Origin of the sequence: Evansella halocellulosilytica (assembly GCF_002335745.1) — a bacterium.
Lineage (GTDB): Bacteria > Bacillota > Bacilli > Bacillales > Salisediminibacteriaceae > Bacillus_CA > Bacillus_CA halocellulosilytica.
This window is the reverse complement of record NZ_NIST01000001.1, coordinates 4,816,159-4,833,989: the sequence shown is the minus strand read 5'-3', so window position 1 is coordinate 4,833,989 and position 17,831 is coordinate 4,816,159. Positions and strand designations below refer to the sequence as shown.

Sequence of the window (17,831 nt, the reverse complement as noted above, 5' to 3'; positions counted from 1 at the left end):
TCATCTTTTTTATTTATATTTTATTCGTATAAATGATAATCTAACAGTAATGGATAGAAAGGAAGGGGAATATCAGGTGAAAAAAATTATCGTGGGATTGTTCGCTTCGGTTTTCGCAATTCTGATTATGACCGGGTGTACAAGCACTGATCAAAGTAATGAGTACAATCAAGAGGATTATGATTTTTCACTGTTAACAACAGATGGAATTGAACTAAATCCTTTTGCAGAAAATGATAAAGTTCTGTTCTTATATTTTACTGGTGTTGACTGACAAGTCTGCCTTAGTCAGCTAGTTGAGCTGAATGAATATATTGAACAAATTAATGAGATCGGCTATACCGTGTATGGTATCAGTCCAAGTGATCCTGAAAGTCACAGTTTACTTGCAGAGAATGAGCAATTACAGTTCGAATTACTTTCAGATTGGGAAGTCCAATTCGGGGAGCATTTTGAGTTTGTTGATGTAGAAGAACAATTGATTTACAGAGGATATACGGCTGTGAATGCGGAAACAGAAAGTCAAGTCACTGAAGTTGATTACCTTGTCGGTGAAAACGTCGATGAAGTGCTAGAAGTATTATCTGAGTTATAAGAAATAGGAGTAAGAAGGAGGTCTACCATGAACGAATATGCTGATCAAACTAGGGAACTTCATATCGATACAGCAACATTCGGAATGGGCTGATTTTGGGGTCCTGATGCCCGGTTCGGTCTTCTGAAAGGTGTCATAAGAACACGAGTCGGATTTGGAGGCGGAACTACAGTAAACCCAGACTACCGTCATATGGGAATCACATTGAAACCGTGCAAATTGATTTTATCCCAAGCATCATTCTTATGAATAACTGTTAGACGTGTTTTGGGAAATCATTCCGGTGTCTTACACGGTTACGGTGGACGTCAATATATGTCACTCCTTCTTTATCATAACGATGAGCAACAAGCGTTAGCCTATGAGCAGAAACATCAAATAGAATCCGGTTTTAACCGAAAACTCGAAACAGAAAAGACTCCTTGCTCAACGTTTTATACAGCTGAAGATTATCATCAAAAATATAATTTAAAACGATGGAAACATGCGTTTACAATGCTTTCTTCGTTTTATCCTTCTCACCAAGAGCTGAATATCTCTACGCTTGCAGTAAGGTTAAGTGGATTTGTTCAAGGGTTCGGAACGATTACCGATATAAAAGCGGAGATAGAAAGTTCCAATCTAGGAGAAGAAAAGAAACGAGAAATGATTGATTTGATTAAACAAATAAAATGGTAAAGTCATTTATTCGAAGATACTGACTTAAAGGATAGCTGTCGGTGAACTTTAAGTCAGTCATTTTTGTATGATCAGAATTTAAGCGAGCATCATTCGCTTGCTGAGAACCTCTATAACGATAAGCCGAGTTTTGCTTATGCTTTGACAAGCTGTTTACCTTTCGTTAATAATTATGCCAATACCTGTTCTCTTCTCGTCCTGATGCCTCGAATATTGTCTTGAGCCACTTAACCCTCGCTTTATGATCTCTAACTCGAAGCTTAGTTTCTTTACAAGACAATTTGATCGTGCTAACGTTATTTTAATAAAATGGCAGTTGAGGTGGTGCGAATTGAATAGGAAGAGTGTGTCATATTTCCTGTTTAACTCCCTACTGTAAGATGAGGTGTATCAGTATTGAAAAAAGTACCAAAGCAAATTTTTATTTTTGTAACGAGTATCTTTCTTTTCACAAGTTGTGCTTCAGAAAGTGAAACTTCCGAACAAACGAGTGAAGACGTGTTTGAAGTGGCGGTTATTCCTGCTCAGTCAATTGGGGAAATGCAAAATGGCTTGGATCGTTTAGAAGAAGAGTTAGCAAATAAATTAGATCGTAATGTGTCGGTTGATCATTACCCGAGCTATAATGCAGTAGTGGAAGCAATTAATTACAGTCATATTGATCTTGCATTCCTTGGACCGCTTACATATTTAATTGCCCATGAACATAGTGGTGCACAAGCGATTTTGACACAATTAATCGATGGTGAACCTTATTATTATTCATATATGATTTCTCGTGTTGATCAGCCTTGGGATACGTTAGAAGAAGCTTTAGAAAATCCCGGCTCTAATGAACTTGATTTTGCATTTGGCAGTATCTCCTCAACATCTGGTTCCCTTATTCCTGGGATAGAGCTTGTCAATAGAGGGGTTTTTGAGGATGAGAATCAACATGATTTTTCGTCAGTACGTTACACAGGATCACATGATATAACAGCACAACTAGTCGAAAATCAAACTGTACATATCGGAGCGGTAGACAGTGCAATCTATGATGCGCTTGTAGATGAAGGAGCGGTTGATGACGATTTAATGAAAGTCATTTGGCAGTCAGAAAAACTTTATCAATATCCATGGGTTGTTCCGCACGATATGGATGAAGAACTCATTCAACTTGTCCAACAATCGTTTATTGATATTGACGATCCGGAGATATTAGCTATTTTTGGCGGAGCATCTGCTTTCATAGAGGTTGATGATGCACAATATGAAGATGTATTGGAAGCAGCGAGGGAATTTGACATGCTTGATCCTGAGTCACTTGATTAGCAAGTCGGGAATGAGAAGTTTTTCTCATTCCTTTTTTAAATGTTAAGAAAGTATAAAATATCAATCTCTCGATTGCTGTCTAGCTTCAGTGCCCATTGACTTGAGAAACTTCCCTCACCTCGTCTACGTTAAATCGTGAGCGACGAGCGTTCACATCACGCAAGACTTCGAGTTGTCTCGACGGGATACACTCCAAAGCAATTTTAGTAGAGGCAGAGACAAAGACAAGCCTTCGACACTCCTTTATCTCACTCGGCTCATTCCAGTTTTCTTCGTCGATAACCAAAGATGCTTGCGCTTTTCTTATTAAGATAAGAAAGTATAAAATATCAATCTCGATTGCTGTTTAGACTTCAGGCACGAGCGTTTGCTACACGAGTAGGCTACGAGTTGTCTCGATGGATATGCTTCGGAGTGTTGCTAGTAGAGGAAGAGACAGCTATTTCCTTCGCTCGAGGTCGCTTCGCCCTGCCACTAGAAGTCTAAGTTCGGACTTCTTCCTGTCGGTAGCCCCAAAGAGCATTTACATCACGAATAAGCTTCGATTTGCCTCGACGGATATAACTACAGAGCGATGCTAGAAGAGGAAGAGGCAGCGCTTTTCGCCGATAGGCGGGCGCCTTGCGCTTTTCTTAATACGATGAGAATATATAAAACCATGGATGATCGTATAGCAGAAACTAAGATTCCACAGGACGAAAGTGTAAAAGGTTTTAGGCAAGAACCATTCGTTTGCTAAGAATCACTTTAACGATAAGTCAAGTTTTGTTTTAAGTTACGATTTTTAGAAGTGAAAGGGACGAGCAAACTTTTTTGTCAAAATTGAAGGAATGTGCTTTCCTGCTTGCAGAGATTTGTTATCGGAAAGGGGGCGATAAGATGGTCTGGTTTAGAAAAAGATATATTATTTATGCATTCATCATACTGTTTATTACGCTATTTAGTATGGAAATAACCGAGTTTCAATGGTGGATATTTCCATCCTTATCATATGTATTTTCATTCATCGAGTCTCGATTTTTCCCGCCAGACTGGTCGATTCTCCCATTATTATTACAGGAAACGCTCGTAACATTCGGGATTGCTTTTTTAGGGACATTTATTGCATTACTTGTAGCCATTCCACTTAGCTTTGCAGCAGCCTCTAATACGAGTATGAACAATTATATCTATTATTTGAATCGGTTTTCGTTATCAGGCTTACGATCGATTCCTGAAATCGTTTTTGGCTTGGTTTTTGTTGTTGCAATCGGATTAGGCCCATTTGCAGCAGTACTTGCTATATTACTACATAATGTCGGCGTACTTGGCAAGCTTATTTCAGAATTAATCGAAGCCTCGGATAAAGGGCCGCAAGAAGCGATGAAGTCTGTTGGAGCGACACCAAGGATCGCAAACACATTTTCAATCGTCCCGCAAATTTGGCCAAATGTGTTATCGCACTATTTCTACCGTTTTGAAGTCGCGATCCGGACGTCTTTAATCCTTGGCTTTGTCGGAGGCGGAGGGATTGGACAACAAATTTTTAACCAATACCAGAGCTTTTATTATGACGGAATGGCGATGTCAATTATCGTCATTATTGTATTCGTTATCTTCGTAGATATGTTCGGCTCATTCGTTAGAAAGCGTGTGATATAGTTTTTCGATTTGAATTTAATCGGAGGTGGAGTGAAATGATAACTTTAGATCGTGTTTCAGTAAAATATACAAAAACAGCGGATTACGCGTTAAAAAATGTCAATGTTACGTTTGAAAAAGGGGAGTTTATTTGTATTGTCGGGAGGAGTGGGGCAGGAAAATCTACGTTACTTAGGACGCTAAACGGACTTCAGCCACTCTCATCTGGTGAAGTATATGTAGACGAGATGAAGATTCATCAATTAAACCAAAAGGATCAAAGAAGACTTCGCTCTAACATCGGAATGATCTTTCAGCATTTTCATCTAATTCCACGCTTAACTGTACGTCATAACGTACTAACTGGCTACTTTGGTAAAAAGAAAGCTTACGAAAACTTGCTTGGATTATTTTCTGCTGAAGAAAAAGAAAAAGCGGATCACTACATAAAAGAAGTTCATTTAGCTAAATTCGCGGACAGAAAAGTGGAGCATTTGAGTGGCGGTCAAAAACAACGGGTAGGAATCGCTCGTGCCCTTATGCAAGAGCCAATGGTATTTTTAGCGGATGAGCCTGTTGCAAGTCTAGATCCAAGTACAGCAAAAGAGATTTTTCGATTGCTGCAAATGATTCATATCGACAAAGGACTCCTAACGATTGCCAATGTTCATGACGTAGAGCTTGCAAAGGAATTCGCAACGAGAATGATTGGCTTAAAAAATGGACAGATCATTTTTGATGGCAACCCTTCTCATTTCGATAATGATGTCTATCGTCGTATATACGCTTAACTAACGATGAAGATACAAAAAGTAGTGCTACTATGCCTTATGGCTGTTGAAAATGTCTCAGGAGCTTTTTTATTCACTTGCCGTTGATTTAAAATTAGACTCGTTTTCACCCCAGGGAATAATTGCGACTTCCATTCTTCTTTCACTTCGTTAAAAATATCAATGGCCTGTCCAAAATCATTTTAGTTGGAAAGCAATTTCATGGTGAAAATTTGTAACTTTTCATGCCCGCTTGCGTCCAATGAGTAAAAGAAGAGGAGGGACTATCTTGAGATTATTTAAACGTATTTTTACATGTGTAACGATTGCTGTTGTCTTAGCAGTTTTTCCTGCAGGAGTTTTAGCAGATGAAGATGATTCATTTACGAATCAAATAGAAGAGTGGGAAGAACAGGGAATTGATCCGAATCATACTGAAGTCATTGATGAGATTCGGGCGTATATTTCTGAACATATTGAAGACGATGTTTTTTCAAGTTTGCATATTGATCGGGATAAAAGTGACTTAGGAGTCATCGTCCTTTCATTTACTGAAGAGCTGAATTCTGAGCATGAAGCAGAAATGAAACAATTAGTAACAGAGCCCGCAGAAGTTGAGATTCGATACGTAGAGTTTTCTGAAGAAGAATTGATGTCGAAACAACAAGAAATTGATTCAAATGGCTTTGAATATGATCGATTTACGATTCACTTTACTGGTGTCGATGTGACAGAAAATGCCGTGAAAGTTGGAATTGAACCGTATAACGAAGAAAATAGCCAAGTTATTTATGATCAATACGGTTCTGAAATGGTAAATGTCGTTGAAGGTGAGCAGCCTGTTTTATTAGATGATTCAAGTGAAAATATGGCGGGCGATGTTAGCAGCGAAACGATAGAAGCAACAGAAAATGACCGTAACTTCATTCAAAATATTTTTCATTCGGTAAAAAATTGGTTTTCAAACCTCTTTTAAAGTATAGCTAATTTTCGTAGATAAATCGGTAATCATAAAAGGAACAGGTTGTTTATAACAATCTGTTCTTTTTTTGATCCGATTTTAAATTCGACGACTTTATAAGGAGAAGTTGCGTCAAAGTAAGGAGAAGTTGCGTCAAAGTAAGGAGAAGTTGCGTCAAAGTAAGGGGAAGTTGCGCCTAGGTAAGGAGAAGTTGCGCCTAGGCAAGTAGAAGTTGCGCCTAGGCAAGTAGAAGTTGCGTCTAGGCAAGGAGAAGTTGCGACTAAACCGAGAACTACTACGACGAAGTGTAGTTCTCTTCACTCGATTTGACATACTATCAAAAAGAGTATAAAGTATTAAATGTTCAAGTTGTATTAAACAAATTAAATAAAATGGATAAAAAAGAAGGTGAATTATTTGAAAAAAAGTGAAGACATGAAAAAGGTAGAAGAAGCCCGGGATGTAATGGTTAGCGCTCTCGCGCAAACGATGGTTATTTATGGTGTTACACCTTCAGTCGGAAGGATATACGGAGTACTTTATTTTGCTGAAGAACCGATGTCACTTGATGATATTAAAGAGGAAGTTGCGATGAGTAAAGCAAGCGTAAGTAATGGAATGCGTGAGCTTTTGGAAACGGAAATGGTGATCAAAGTTTGGAAAAAGGGAGATAGAAAAGATCATTTTATCGCTGAAAAGGACTTTATGCGTAACTTTATAAACTTTTTTGTGAAAAACCTAAGACAAGAAAGAAGTTTAATCATGAAAGCGAATGAACAAGCAAAACCAATATTAAAGGAGATTGCCGAAAACTCATCTGGAGAGGCGAGTCAGGTAGCTAAACGGGATTTAGAAAGTTTGAATAACTCACTTGCTTATTTTGATTGGACTATGAGGCTTGCAAATGCTTTGGAATCGAATGAAATCTTTAACTATATACCGAAAACTGAAAAGAAATAAATGTGGAGGGAAATTCATTTGGATGTAACAAAATCAGCATTAGTATTAATAGATTTACAAAAAGAAAGTAATTTTGGAATCGCAGGAGTGGAGAATGTTATTAGACAAACAAAAGAATTGATTAAAACGTGCCGCGAGCAAAAGATTCCAATTATTTATACACGTCAAATAAACCGTGATGATACAGTCGGGTTATCAGATGAAGAACCGTTAAAAGAGGATGGGACACCTGTGTATTATTCAACCGATACAGACAATTACAAAATATTTGATGAGATTGCTCCAGAAGAGGGAGATATTGTTATTGATAAGTATCGGTGGAGTGCATTTTATGCAACAAACTTAGATTTAATTTTGAGAAATCTTGGTGTTAAGCACATTATGATCGGTGGGTTTGTGACCGACGGCTGTCTGATGACTTCTGTTTTTGACGGGTATTTCCGAGACTACCAAATTAATCTCGTAAAAGATATTTGTGGCGCCTCTAATGAAGGATCACACATGGCAGCCATATTAATGATGGCTAATTGGGTGTATAACCTTCATATTTATAACACAGATCAATTAGTAAAAAAATTAAACAATGAAACGTACCGAGTGTGGAAATCTCCTGGACCTGATTCAGTCCAGTTCACTCCAGAAAATATGAGAGAAGTGTTTAAGCAATTATCTTAATTTACGGAAGGTGAACAATCATGAAAAAGCATACAGCACTTTTATTTTTTAGTATGATGTTAGTCTTATTAGCAGCATGTGGTAATACGAATGAAGCGAAAGACGATACAGATGAACAAGCAGAGGAAACTGTAGAGGGGGAAACGATTGTATTTGGTTTGACAACTTGGACGAGTACGGAAGCTCCATCAAATATTGCGAAATTAATTTTGGAAGAGGCAGGGTATAATGTTGAGTTTTCATTATTAGATCAACCTGTTATTTTTGAAGGCTTAGTAAATAAAGATGTACATTTCTTCATGGACGCATGGCTGCCGTATACAGAGGCTGAGCTTTGGGCCAATTATGAAGATGACTTACAAAAGGTAGCAACAAGCTATTCTGATGTTCCATTAGGCTGGGTAGTACCTTCTTATGTAGAGGAGGACACGATTGATGATCTAATAGGAAATGCTGAAAAGTTCGATGAGCAAGTACTTACGATTGATCCTGGCGCTGGAATTGTCACTCTTTCAGAAGAACTAATAAAGGAATATGGAATTGAAGATGAGTATTCGCTGACTACTTCGAGTGAATTTGCAATGATAGCAGAAGCAGAGGAAAAAATTGAAAATGAAGAACCGATTATTATTACGGGTTGGAGACCCCATTCGATGTTTGCTGCATTCGATCTTAAGTTTTTAGAAGATGAAAAAGATATTTTTAAATCAGATAATGTCTATGTCATTTCTTATGATGGAATTGAAGAAGAGTACCAAAGAGCTTATGATATTTTATCTAAATGGAGCATAGAAGTGGAAGACCTTGAAGAAATGATGCTTGCATATGAAGAAGAAGGCAGATCATTTGAAGAACTTGCAGAAGAATGGATTAATGAAAATCGAGACCAAGTAGATGAGATGTTAGAATAGGAATAATGATTGAAGGGGAACTGCATTTTCAGACTCCCCTTTCTTTTTATTTCTATGAAAAGAAGTTGCGTCTAGGCAAGGAGAAGTTGCATCAAAGCGCAGAGAAGTTGCGTCTAGGCAAGGAGAAGTTGCGTCAAAGCGCGGAGAAGTTGCGCCTAGGCAAGGGGAAGTTGCGTCAAAGCGCAGGGAAGTTGCGCCTAGGCAAGGGGAAGTTGCGTCAAAGCGCAGGGAAGTTGCGCCTAGGCAAGAGGAAGTTGCGCCTATGCGAGGAGAAGTTGCGCCTAGGCAAGGGGAAGTTGCGTCAAAGCGCAGGGAAGTTGCGCCTAGGCAAGGGGAAGTTGCGCCTATGCGCGGAGAAGTTGCGTCAAAGAAAAGAGAAGTTACGATGAAAATAAGAAAGGAAAGATTCTTTATGTTAATTGAAGTCATTGTGCAACACCCTGATGATGCGAGAGATGCAGAAAAATACGGAGTGGACCGATTAGAGTTAGTGACAGCTATCGGTGAAGGGGGGCTTACACCGAGCTATGGAATGATGATTAAGAGTGTTATCGATCAAGTGAATATCCCAGTTCAGGTGATGGTCAGACCTCATAGTCGCTCTTTTATCTATACACAAGAAGAGTTGAATATTATAAAAGAAGACATCAACATAATGAAGAACATCGGTGTTCAAGGCATCGTCTTTGGCTGTCTTGATCAGCATGGAATGATTGACGAACAGACGCTTCAGCAAGTGTTAGAAGTGACTGGAGACATGGATGTAACATTTCATCGTGCTTTTGATGAAGCAAAAGATTTGGTTCGTTCTTATAAGACTCTATGTAAATATAAAAATCAGATTAGCCGTGTGTTAACTTCTGGGGGACAAGCTACTGTTAAAGAAACCGATCCTCTTACGACGTTGATCGAGTTGCAAAAAGAGTTAAATGGACCTGAAATTCTAGTTGGGAGTGGACTTAAACAGTCAACATTTAAACAGATCGCACAAAAAATCAATGCGAACGAATATCATTTCGGATCTGGTGTGAGAGTGGACGGTTCGTTTGTAGAGCCGATTGATGAAAAGAAGGTGAGATCGTTTCGAGAAGTGGGCGACCTTATACGGAGATCATCTGGCTCGAAATAGGTGTTTTCCCATTATAAGGAGAAACTTGTATTTAAAAAACGGTGGTGCCTCAAAAGGTCATTTTAAGGCACCACCGTGGGTTTTACTAAATAGTCATATTACTTATAATTGTGGATCTTCGTAATAATAATCAACTGGCTGTGGTGCGACTTGTGAACGCTCTAATGCAGGCGTATCCGGTCTTGCTGCGTGGTATACAGCAGCACCAACGATCTTTGTGACATCTTCTAGCTTATCAATGTCGATGTTTTCAATCGTATCATCAGGTGTATGATACCAAGGCTCAAGTGGTGTATGGATGAATAATGCTGCTGGAATACCCCGTTCATAAAATGGAACATGGTCACTGCGGCCAAGCATGCTAAACGGAGGAATGTCGTTTTGCGATACGCGCGCACCTGCAGAAGCTGCAAGGTCTGTGACGGTATTTTGTTCTCCATCAACAGTAAACATCGTTAAATCACCAGCATCGGCACTACCAATCATATCTAGTTGGAACATTCCTACTGTTCTTTCGACTTCATCTTCTGTCATAGTAGAAGCGTAATGGCGCGATCCAACGAGTCCTCTCTCTTCTGCACCAAATGCGATAAAGCGAACTTCGCTATCAACAGGAGCATTCGACATGACACGAGCTAGCTCTAATAATGCCCCAGTGCCGGATGCATCATCATTTGCACCTGGGGAACCTGGTACAGTGTCATGGTGTGCACCGACAATTAAAATTTGTCCACTGTCTTGGTTCGGATTGTTCGGTGTTTTCGTTGCAATGACGTTGTAGGAAGTGAATCCTAATTGGTCAAATGGCTGAACTTCAACGTTGTCATAGCCATAACTTTCGAACTCTTCCACTAAATAATCGACAGTTTCAAGCTCGGCTTCTGTTCCAGCTACACGTGGCCCAATGACTTCGGATAAATGGTAAACGTGATCATAGACATTGTCGACATCAATTTGTTTAATGATGCGGTTATCGAATGCTTGCCCTGAGTTTCCATTTGGTGGAGCCGCAAAAGCAGACATTTGAAAAGTAGAAAGCATGAATGCCAAAATGAGTACAACCTTCAGTTGTTTTTTCATCATCTTATCACCTCTTCTAAACGTTTATCTTCATTTAATTGATAGTCTTCTTGGTTCATAGATTTTTTCAAATTAGAATTTCCGCTCTGCCCCGGTATATCTTTTCGTGCAAAATCATAGATGGCAGAACCGATCAGCTCTCCAGCCTCTTGAATGCGGTCTTGACTAATTTTATCTATCGTATCAAATGGCGTGTGGTACCAAGGCTCAAGTGCAGCAGTTTCTGGTTCTCTTCGGATGAAGTTGGCCGCATCAATACCTGCTTCATAAAAAGCTACGTGATCAGAGGCACCTCGTTCAAAAAGTACGAGTGTATCATTCCCTAATCTTTCAGCTGCTGCACTAGCAGACTGCCAAACTTCATTTGGGGCACCGTCTACTACATTGACATATAAACTAGTTGCATTTTCCCAATTCGTACCGACCATATCTAAATTAAAGTTTGCCGCACTTCGGGTAATTTCTTGTTCATCTAGCTGACTTACATAATATCTGGATCCTACTAAGCCAATTTCCTCAGCACCAGCAAAAACGAAGCGTATTTCTTTTTCAGTAGGGTAGGCTTCCATAATTCTAGCAAACTCCAGAACGACTGACGTTCCTGATGCATTATCATTTGCCCCAGGTGAGTACGGAACGCTATCATAGTGTGCTGTAACGTAAACAATTTCAGGATCTTCTACAGGTTTTCCTTTCGGTTCTTTCACTGCAATGATGTTTTGAGACTGTTGACTTGTCACAGCACTAATTGTAATTGTTGCCGTAACATGATCTTCAGAAAGAAGCATCTCACCATCTGCTTGAGTGACAGCGATGACAGGAATAGGTGCTTCGTTACCGCCTAAACTAGGTGTAGGAGGGACAAGACCTTCGCTATTGTCATAAATAATGACACCGGCAGCATCTGCATTGATTGCATTCTCCGTTTTTTCCCAGAAACTGAATTCTCCTCGTTCAATTAGGGCGATGTTCCCTTCAACTTCAGCTGGGAAATCCTCTTCATAGCCTAGGCCAGCATGAATTACTTGTCCACTTACACCTTCTTCATCAGTAGATGCTGAGCCTGTCCCAATCCGAATTGCAAGTTCTTCATCTGAAAGTGATACGTGCAATTGTCCTTCTAGACGATCTGCAATATCAAACGTTTGCGATGAGACCTCATAACCATATTGCTCCAGTTCAGATTGAATGTAATCTGCTGCTTCTTGTTCCTCATCGGTTCCTGCTACACGTGGACCAATCTCTTCGGAAAAATGAGAAATATGATCCATCACATTATCGGAATTAAATCGAGCAGTAATTTTCCGGTCAAATGGAGATCCTGATTTCCCGTTTTCTTCTGCGGAAACCGTTGATCCTGTAAGTCCTCCTAAACTTTGGGGGATAGAGATAAACCCAGAAAACAATAGCAATGTACCTAAGAAAAGAATCGTCATTTTTTTAGTCATAGAAACTTGACCTCCTATTTGTAGTAAGATCGAAACAGTTCTAAAATGAATAGAAAAAGGTCTCTCATTCGTCAAATTTTGCGATTTGCGAGGAAACTACTAAAATGAAAGGTACCTTTCAAGAATCTACAAGAAGTTCTTAGCTAAATCCCTTGACTCCTCTCTTCAAAAGTTTAGTAAAGCGAAAAATAATAGAATATAGCATAATTGTCTAAAATTAGGGTAATTTTGCCAATAGGGCGAAATTCCTTTTTCAGAATATTAAGATATATATACTGGCGTATTTTTCTAGTTCGAAAGTTTGTAAAGGAAGCATTTTCATAGTTTAGAAAACTGCTTTTCTTTAACAGAAAAGAAAGTATAAAATTTCAATCTCTCGGTTGCTGTCTAGACTAGCAGGCACGAGCGTTTCCTACACGAGCTTCCACACGGATGTGGTGACTTCGGCGTTCCCGCAGGACGCGGAGGTTTTAGCAGAAGATCTGATCTAGCGATTTGCGTCGACGGACAGGACGTCCTAATGCCGGGCATGCCACAGGACGTGGCGCATTGCCCGGTTGACGGATATAACGACAGAGCGATGCTAGAAGAGGAAGAGGCAGCGCTTTTCACCGATAGGCGGGCGCCTTGTGCTTTTCTTATCATCTAGCAATGAAAGGCTTATATTTCCAAATTTTTAGGTTGTTTTAATAATGAGGAAGGAAGATTGTGTAGATCTTTGACATTTAAAGGGAGAATGAGTGCCCTTTTTATAGAAAAGTCGTGTAAATCGTCTTATTCGATTGTATTTGTATCTATGAATAGGGTGAATCGGCCTCACATAATCATATCATCAATAAATTCTACAAATCATTCTGTACAGTTTTTTCAGTTTATGTTGAATTATGTTTTAATTAGAAAGTATTTGTTGAAATGATCGAATTACAGAAAAGAGATAATCTAAGGAGTGTTTATCGTTTTGGATCAAAGTGATAGGTCAATTTTAAAAGTTTCGGTCGGCATAGCTGTCGTATTTGTCTTAATTGGAGTGATTATTCCTGAACAATTAGCTTTTACGATGGAAGTCGCTCAAGGATTTGTTCTTGAGTCATTCGGCTGGTTTTACCAATTAGTTGCAACGTTCTTTATTGGATTCGCGATTTTTATGATCTTTAGTAAATATGGGAAAATAAAATTAGGTAAGCCTGATTCCAAACCTGATTATAATCGTATAACGTGGTTTGCCATGCTTTTTTCAGCCGGGATGGGGATTGGACTTTTATTCTATGGGGTATCTGAACCAATTTCACACTTTGCAGTACCGCCAACCGGTGAGGGAAATACAGATGAAGCTGCGACACTTGGAATGAGTTATACATGGTTACATTGGGGATTACATGCATGGGCGATTTATGCGATTGTTGCATTAGCACTTGCTTACCAGAAGTTTAGAAAAGGAGCACCAGGGTTAATGAGTGCGACTCTTCAGCCAGTACTTGGTGAGAAGGTGAAAGGTCCAATTGGAAAGACAATTGATGTTGTTGCTGTGTTTGCGACACTATTTGGTGTTGCTGCATCACTCGGTTTAGGTGCTCAGCAAATTAATGCTGGATTAGAGTATTTAATCGGGATACCGAACAACTTAGGAGTACAAATGATTATAATGGCAATCATTACAGTACTTTTCATTGTCTCAGCAAGTACAGGTATATCACGAGGAATTAAATATTTAAGTAATGCAAATATGGCAATTGCTACGTTGTTATTACTTACTGTTCTTATTGTAGGTCCAACGGTCTTCTTATTAAATATGTTTACGACGAGCTTAGGAAGCTATGTTCAAAATGTTGCGTTTATGGGGCTCAGACTATCGCCATTCGATGCTGAAGAGCTGACTTGGACGCAGGACTGGACGATTTTCTATTGGGCATGGTGGATTTCTTGGACACCGTTTGTCGGTATGTTTATTGCACGTGTGTCAAAAGGTAGAACGATCCGTGAATTTACAGTTGCTGTTCTTCTCGTCCCTACACTTGTCTGTGGGTTATGGTTTACTGTTTTTGGCGGAACAGGAATTTATTTAGAGCAATTTCAAGGATTAGAGATTTCTGGACAAGGTCTAGAAACAGCACTGTTTTTTGTTTATGAACACCTTCCTTTAACAGCGATATTATCTGTGCTAACTGTCGCTCTAATTACAACTTTCTTTGTTACGTCTGCTGATTCTGCAACTTTTGTTCTAGGGATGCAAACGACAGGCGGGAAATTAAACCCTTCAAATCGTATTAAAATTACTTGGGGCCTTATTTTAGTAGCTTCTACATTGGTACTCATGTATTCAGGAGGACTTGCTGGATTACAAACAGCGATAATCGTTAGTGCTTTACCACTAGCATTCATAATACTCGTTATGTGTTACGGGCTAATAAAAGTTAAATAAAGATTTAATACAAGCAGGAAAAAGTAAAAAAGAAATACAAGAAAATAAGAAAAAAGTAAGTTAAAAGACTTATTCAAAAACCCCCAGGTGCCAGGCACCTGGGGGTTTTTGGGAATTTGTAAGCATATTTTCATATATATGTTTGTTATTAATTAAGAAACTACTATATATTGATTTTAGTTAGGTCTTATGATATAGTACAAAGATCAGATGTTGTTGAAACTCGACATTTATTGTCGGATTACAGAGAATTAATCTTATAAGGGCAAACTGCTTGAAAAAGCAGGACGCAAAACTAAAGGGGCTAAATCTTAAATAAGATATGCCAGCCAGTTGCACTTCTAGTAAAGCTGCCCTTATATACGTATGTATGGCAGCTTTTTATTATAACTTCATAGTCACTATTACATAGAAAAGAGGTGAAGCGAAAAGGGCAAAGCTGCGGAAACGTAGTGACGCAAAACTATAAAGCTAGCGCCATGTCAGCCAGTTGCCGTTTCAATGAATATAATTCTTTATGATTAGTTATTGAATAGGAATTAAGGAGGAGTAATAATGCTTGGAGTGAAAGAGAAAGTCCAAACGAAAAATGCAAAAATTGTTTATATTGACCCAAAAATGGAATTCCCGGATGCAACAAAAGCAAATATTTCAAAGCTTTTAAAGGAAATTTACTTAAAAAACAGTGTTCCTGCTATCACAAAGGAAGGGCATACATGGATAGTCTATTTAATAGATCGCTTTTCAACCCAGTCCTTTAATGAACTAGAAGGTAGACTCCAATCTTATAATCAAGAAAAATCAACGGTATTATTAGTAAGTAAAGAAGCAATTGACAAGGAAGTATTTCACTTTTTATCTTTACCGATAAACGGAATCGTCTCTTTATCATATTTACAAAATAATTATCAAATAATCATGAATGCATTAGTTGATAAACGAGCCTTTCTTGAACCAGAAATACATAGAGACCTTTCATTAGAGATCGAAAATAAAAAGATGAGGTTTAAACCGATAAAAAAGCTAATGTTAAACAAAGAAAAGGTCGCAGGAATATTAACCGAACGAGAACATGTGATTTTAGAGCTAATTTTAGATGGAAATAATAATAGTCAAATTGCAGAAAAACTATATTTTGCACACTCTACTGTAACGACAGTTATTAGCAGTATATTAAAGAAGATAGGAGCGAACGATCGCACTGATGCAATGGTAAAAGCGATTCGAAATGGATGGGTTGATGCTCAAAGATAGTGAAAAGTCCAGTTTAGAGAAACTGGACTTTTTTAGTGTGATTAAAAAAACTAAATTAGGTGATTATGCTGAACTGCAATTATAATGTTCGTGCTTTCATGTGGGAGAGTATATTGATCAAAGAAATAATCGGGAATGAAAGTACAGTTGGTGGTGTTATTATTCACGGAAAAATAAATAGTAAGGAAGCTGGTGATATAAGGTGTGAGTCTTTTGTTTGCAATGGTTTTAGTAAAATTAAGGGCTCTATTTCATAAATTGATACTTAAATACATCGATTAAACAACAGCTACAAGGGGAAGATTTAAAAGTAGAACGTTTTCTTAAAGTAAGTAATGATATCGAGGTGCAACAAGCGAAATATTTTGGAGCTGTGAATGTGAGAGGGTTATTGAATGCTATAGATTATAGTAAAGCATATTTTCAGATACTTGAAGTTAAAAAGGCAATTCATATCTGATCTTCCTTTCATCCCATTCCTGAAAGACGCTCTAAAAAATTTCATGAGATTTCCCGTTCGGAAAACCTGGAGGAAGACACACAAACTTTCTCTTCTTCCGTAATTCGTGCCTATTAAGGTGGTTGTTGATATCGAAAAAGTTGATGATTATATCGTGGATTCTGTTTAAGTTGCTTGAAATTGGAATAAAAATATTTGTTTTTTCTATTTACAACCACCTCCATAATTCGTTAAAGTAGAAAACGTTGCTTTTATATATTATAGAACGTTTTCATATTAAAGAAAGCGATTTCAAAATAACAACAAGAGGTGCTATAGATGGATATTTTATGGGGAATTTTTGGTATATTAACTGTACTTACGATCGCTTTTGTACTGTCTACGAATCGAAAAGCGATTAAGCTAAGAACGGTTATAGGCGGTTTATTAATTCAATTTACATTTGCATTTATAGTGTTGAAGTGGGAACTTGGACAAGCTGGATTGGAACAACTTACACTTGGAATAAATGCGATAATTGATTACGCAAATGAAGGGATCGGCTTTTTGTTTGGTGGTCTGTTTGAAGCGGAAAACGTCGGAATGATTTTTGCTATAGAAGTGTTAGGGGTTATTATCTTTTTCTCATCTCTCATTTCCGTGCTCTATTATCTTGGAGTTATGCAGTGGGTTATTAAATTAATTGGTGGCGGTCTAGCAAAATTATTAGGTACGAGCCAAACAGAATCACTTTCTGCTGCAGCGAATATTTTTGTAGGACAAACAGAGGCTCCCCTTGTTGTAAAACCTTATTTACCAAAAATGACTCGCTCCGAATTATTTGCGGTCATGACAGGCGGACTTGCATCAGTAGCCGGTTCGATTTTAATTGGAATCTCACTTTTAGGGGTCCCACTTGAGTATTTACTTGCAGCAAGTTTCATGGCTGCTCCAGCTGGTTTAGTAATGGCAAAAATAATGATGCCTGAAACAGAACAGTCTGATACATCGGATAAGTTAGATATGGATAAAGATACTGAGTCAGCAAATGTGATTGACGCTGCTGCAAAAGGTGCAAGTACTGGTTTGACATTAGCTTTAAATATTGGTGCTATGCTTCTTGCCTTTATCGCCCTTATTGCATTAGTTAATGGTCTGTTAGGGTTTGTAGGCGGTTGGTTTAATTACGATTCCTTAACATTAGAACAAATTTTAGGCTTTTTATTTGCTCCTATTGCATTTGCAGCAGGTGTACCTTGGTCAGAAGCTATAACTGCAGGTAGTTTTATTGGACAAAAGCTCGTATTGAATGAGTTTGTCGCTTATACTTCTTTTGCTCCAGTAATGGAAGAGTTAAGTCCGAAAACAGTTGTAGTAGTTAGTTTTGCATTATGCGGATTTGCCAACATTTCATCGTTAGCAATCTTGTTAGGTGGACTAGGGAAATTAGCACCTAGCCGCCGTGAAGATATTGCGAAGATGGGTGTGCGTGCAGTCGCTGCAGGGATGTTAGCATCATTATTAAGTGCATCAATGGCAGGTATGCTCATTTAAACTATGATGAAACAACCTATCGAATAA

The 17,831-nt window shown here is 38.4% G+C and carries 16 protein-coding genes, 2 pseudogenes and 2 riboswitches; of the genes and pseudogenes, 15 read left to right on the top strand and 3 right to left on the bottom strand.

What is annotated here, in order from left to right; genetic code table 11:
* Positions 1 to 76: 76 nt before the first annotated feature.
* From CD001_RS22810 to CD001_RS22765, 10 genes and pseudogenes are all read left to right on the top strand, one after another.
* Complete coding sequence (locus CD001_RS22810; protein WP_096189902.1) at positions 77 to 274, top strand: hypothetical protein; 198 nt, start codon at positions 77 to 79, stop codon at positions 272 to 274.
* 15 nt (positions 275 to 289) lie between these two features.
* Positions 290 to 595: pseudogene (locus tag CD001_RS22805) on the top strand (redoxin domain-containing protein); the annotation flags it as partial.
* 105 nt (positions 596 to 700) lie between these two features.
* Positions 701 to 1,273, top strand: a pseudogene (locus tag CD001_RS22800) (peptide-methionine (S)-S-oxide reductase); the annotation flags it as partial.
* A gap of 396 nt (positions 1,274 to 1,669) precedes the next feature.
* On the top strand, positions 1,670 to 2,584 hold the full coding sequence (phnD, locus tag CD001_RS22795) for a phosphate/phosphite/phosphonate ABC transporter substrate-binding protein (RefSeq protein ID WP_096189899.1): 915 nt from the start codon (positions 1,670 to 1,672) through the stop codon (positions 2,582 to 2,584).
* An 879-nt stretch (positions 2,585 to 3,463) separates the two neighbouring features.
* Complete coding sequence (gene phnE / locus CD001_RS22790) at positions 3,464 to 4,225, top strand: phosphonate ABC transporter, permease protein PhnE (protein ID WP_096189898.1); 762 nt, start codon at positions 3,464 to 3,466, stop codon at positions 4,223 to 4,225.
* Positions 4,226 to 4,260: 35 nt separating this feature from the next.
* Entirely contained in the window at positions 4,261 to 4,995 is a 735-nt protein-coding gene (gene phnC, locus CD001_RS22785) for a phosphonate ABC transporter ATP-binding protein (RefSeq protein WP_096189897.1), read from the top strand.
* Positions 4,996 to 5,263: 268 nt separating this feature from the next.
* The gene (locus tag CD001_RS22780; RefSeq protein ID WP_096189896.1) at positions 5,264 to 5,950 is read left to right on the top strand and encodes a hypothetical protein; all 687 of its coding nucleotides are present in this window, start codon (positions 5,264 to 5,266) and stop codon (positions 5,948 to 5,950) included.
* A gap of 402 nt (positions 5,951 to 6,352) precedes the next feature.
* Positions 6,353 to 6,895 carry a GbsR/MarR family transcriptional regulator gene (locus CD001_RS22775; protein WP_257009911.1) on the top strand — a complete coding sequence of 181 codons (543 nt, stop codon included), beginning with the start codon at positions 6,353 to 6,355 and terminating at the stop codon, positions 6,893 to 6,895.
* A gap of 18 nt (positions 6,896 to 6,913) precedes the next feature.
* Positions 6,914 to 7,570, top strand: coding sequence for a cysteine hydrolase family protein (locus CD001_RS22770; RefSeq protein WP_096189895.1), 657 nt, complete (start codon positions 6,914 to 6,916; stop codon positions 7,568 to 7,570).
* Between the two features lie 20 nt (positions 7,571 to 7,590).
* Positions 7,591 to 8,481 (top strand): glycine betaine ABC transporter substrate-binding protein, encoded by an 891-nt coding sequence (locus CD001_RS22765; protein ID WP_096189894.1) that lies wholly within the window; start codon positions 7,591 to 7,593, stop codon positions 8,479 to 8,481.
* Here the strand turns inward: CD001_RS22765 and CD001_RS27420 are convergent.
* Positions 8,473 to 8,910, bottom strand: a complete 438-nt coding sequence (locus CD001_RS27420; protein ID WP_142303631.1) for a hypothetical protein — start codon at positions 8,908 to 8,910, stop codon at positions 8,473 to 8,475. The genes CD001_RS22765 and CD001_RS27420 overlap by 9 nt on opposite strands.
* Between CD001_RS27420 and CD001_RS22755 the strand changes: the two genes are divergently transcribed.
* Positions 8,867 to 9,610 (top strand): copper homeostasis protein CutC, encoded by a 744-nt coding sequence (locus CD001_RS22755; protein ID WP_257009910.1) that lies wholly within the window; start codon positions 8,867 to 8,869, stop codon positions 9,608 to 9,610. The two genes, CD001_RS27420 and CD001_RS22755, sit on opposite strands and share 44 nt — an antisense overlap.
* A 102-nt stretch (positions 9,611 to 9,712) precedes the next feature.
* On the opposite strand, the gene CD001_RS22750 is transcribed toward CD001_RS22755, so the two are convergent.
* Together CD001_RS22750 and CD001_RS22745 are read right to left on the bottom strand one after the other, a co-directional pair.
* On the bottom strand, positions 9,713 to 10,693 hold the full coding sequence (locus CD001_RS22750; RefSeq protein WP_096189893.1) for a M28 family peptidase: 981 nt from the start codon (positions 10,691 to 10,693) through the stop codon (positions 9,713 to 9,715).
* Positions 10,690 to 12,138, bottom strand: coding sequence for a M28 family peptidase (locus CD001_RS22745; RefSeq protein WP_096189892.1), 1,449 nt, complete (start codon positions 12,136 to 12,138; stop codon positions 10,690 to 10,692). The genes CD001_RS22750 and CD001_RS22745 overlap by 4 nt, the downstream gene beginning before the upstream one ends.
* 958 nt (positions 12,139 to 13,096) lie before the next feature.
* On the opposite strand from CD001_RS22745, the gene CD001_RS22740 reads away from it, so the two are divergent.
* The 4 genes from CD001_RS22740 to CD001_RS22725 all read left to right on the top strand — a co-directional run bounded on the left by CD001_RS22740 (position 13,097) and on the right by CD001_RS22725 (position 17,804).
* Positions 13,097 to 14,557, top strand: a complete 1,461-nt coding sequence (locus CD001_RS22740; protein WP_257009909.1) for a glycine betaine uptake BCCT transporter — start codon at positions 13,097 to 13,099, stop codon at positions 14,555 to 14,557.
* Positions 14,558 to 14,811: 254 nt separating this feature from the next.
* Positions 14,812 to 14,898, top strand: a riboswitch (cyclic di-GMP riboswitch).
* An 81-nt stretch (positions 14,899 to 14,979) separates the two neighbouring features.
* A riboswitch (cyclic di-GMP riboswitch) is annotated at positions 14,980 to 15,055 on the top strand.
* 57 nt (positions 15,056 to 15,112) lie between these two features.
* Complete coding sequence (locus CD001_RS22735; RefSeq protein WP_096189891.1) at positions 15,113 to 15,811, top strand: LuxR C-terminal-related transcriptional regulator; 699 nt, start codon at positions 15,113 to 15,115, stop codon at positions 15,809 to 15,811.
* 113 nt (positions 15,812 to 15,924) lie between these two features.
* The gene (locus tag CD001_RS26590) at positions 15,925 to 16,068 is read left to right on the top strand and encodes a hypothetical protein (protein ID WP_179298866.1); all 144 of its coding nucleotides are present in this window, start codon (positions 15,925 to 15,927) and stop codon (positions 16,066 to 16,068) included.
* A gap of 521 nt (positions 16,069 to 16,589) precedes the next feature.
* Positions 16,590 to 17,804, top strand: coding sequence for a NupC/NupG family nucleoside CNT transporter (locus CD001_RS22725; protein WP_096189889.1), 1,215 nt, complete (start codon positions 16,590 to 16,592; stop codon positions 17,802 to 17,804).
* The last annotated feature ends 27 nt before the right edge of the window (positions 17,805 to 17,831 follow it).

Bases quoted from the DNA above. Each gene is read 5' to 3' on its own strand.
- phnE (WP_096189898.1), top strand. From the start codon at position 3,464: ATGGTCTGGTTTAGAAAAAGATATATTATTTATGCATTCATCATACTG.
- phnC (WP_096189897.1), top strand. From the start codon at position 4,261: ATGATAACTTTAGATCGTGTTTCAGTAAAATATACAAAAACAGCGGAT.
- CD001_RS22765 (WP_096189894.1), top strand. From the start codon at position 7,591: ATGAAAAAGCATACAGCACTTTTATTTTTTAGTATGATGTTAGTCTTA.
- CD001_RS22755 (WP_257009910.1), top strand. From the start codon at position 8,867: ATGAAAATAAGAAAGGAAAGATTCTTTATGTTAATTGAAGTCATTGTG.
- CD001_RS27420 (WP_142303631.1), bottom strand. From the start codon at position 8,910: ATGACTTCAATTAACATAAAGAATCTTTCCTTTCTTATTTTCATCGTA.
- CD001_RS22750 (WP_096189893.1), bottom strand. From the start codon at position 10,693: ATGATGAAAAAACAACTGAAGGTTGTACTCATTTTGGCATTCATGCTT.
- CD001_RS22745 (WP_096189892.1), bottom strand. From the start codon at position 12,138: ATGACTAAAAAAATGACGATTCTTTTCTTAGGTACATTGCTATTGTTT.
- CD001_RS22735 (WP_096189891.1), top strand. From the start codon at position 15,113: ATGCTTGGAGTGAAAGAGAAAGTCCAAACGAAAAATGCAAAAATTGTT.
- CD001_RS22725 (WP_096189889.1), top strand. From the start codon at position 16,590: ATGGATATTTTATGGGGAATTTTTGGTATATTAACTGTACTTACGATC.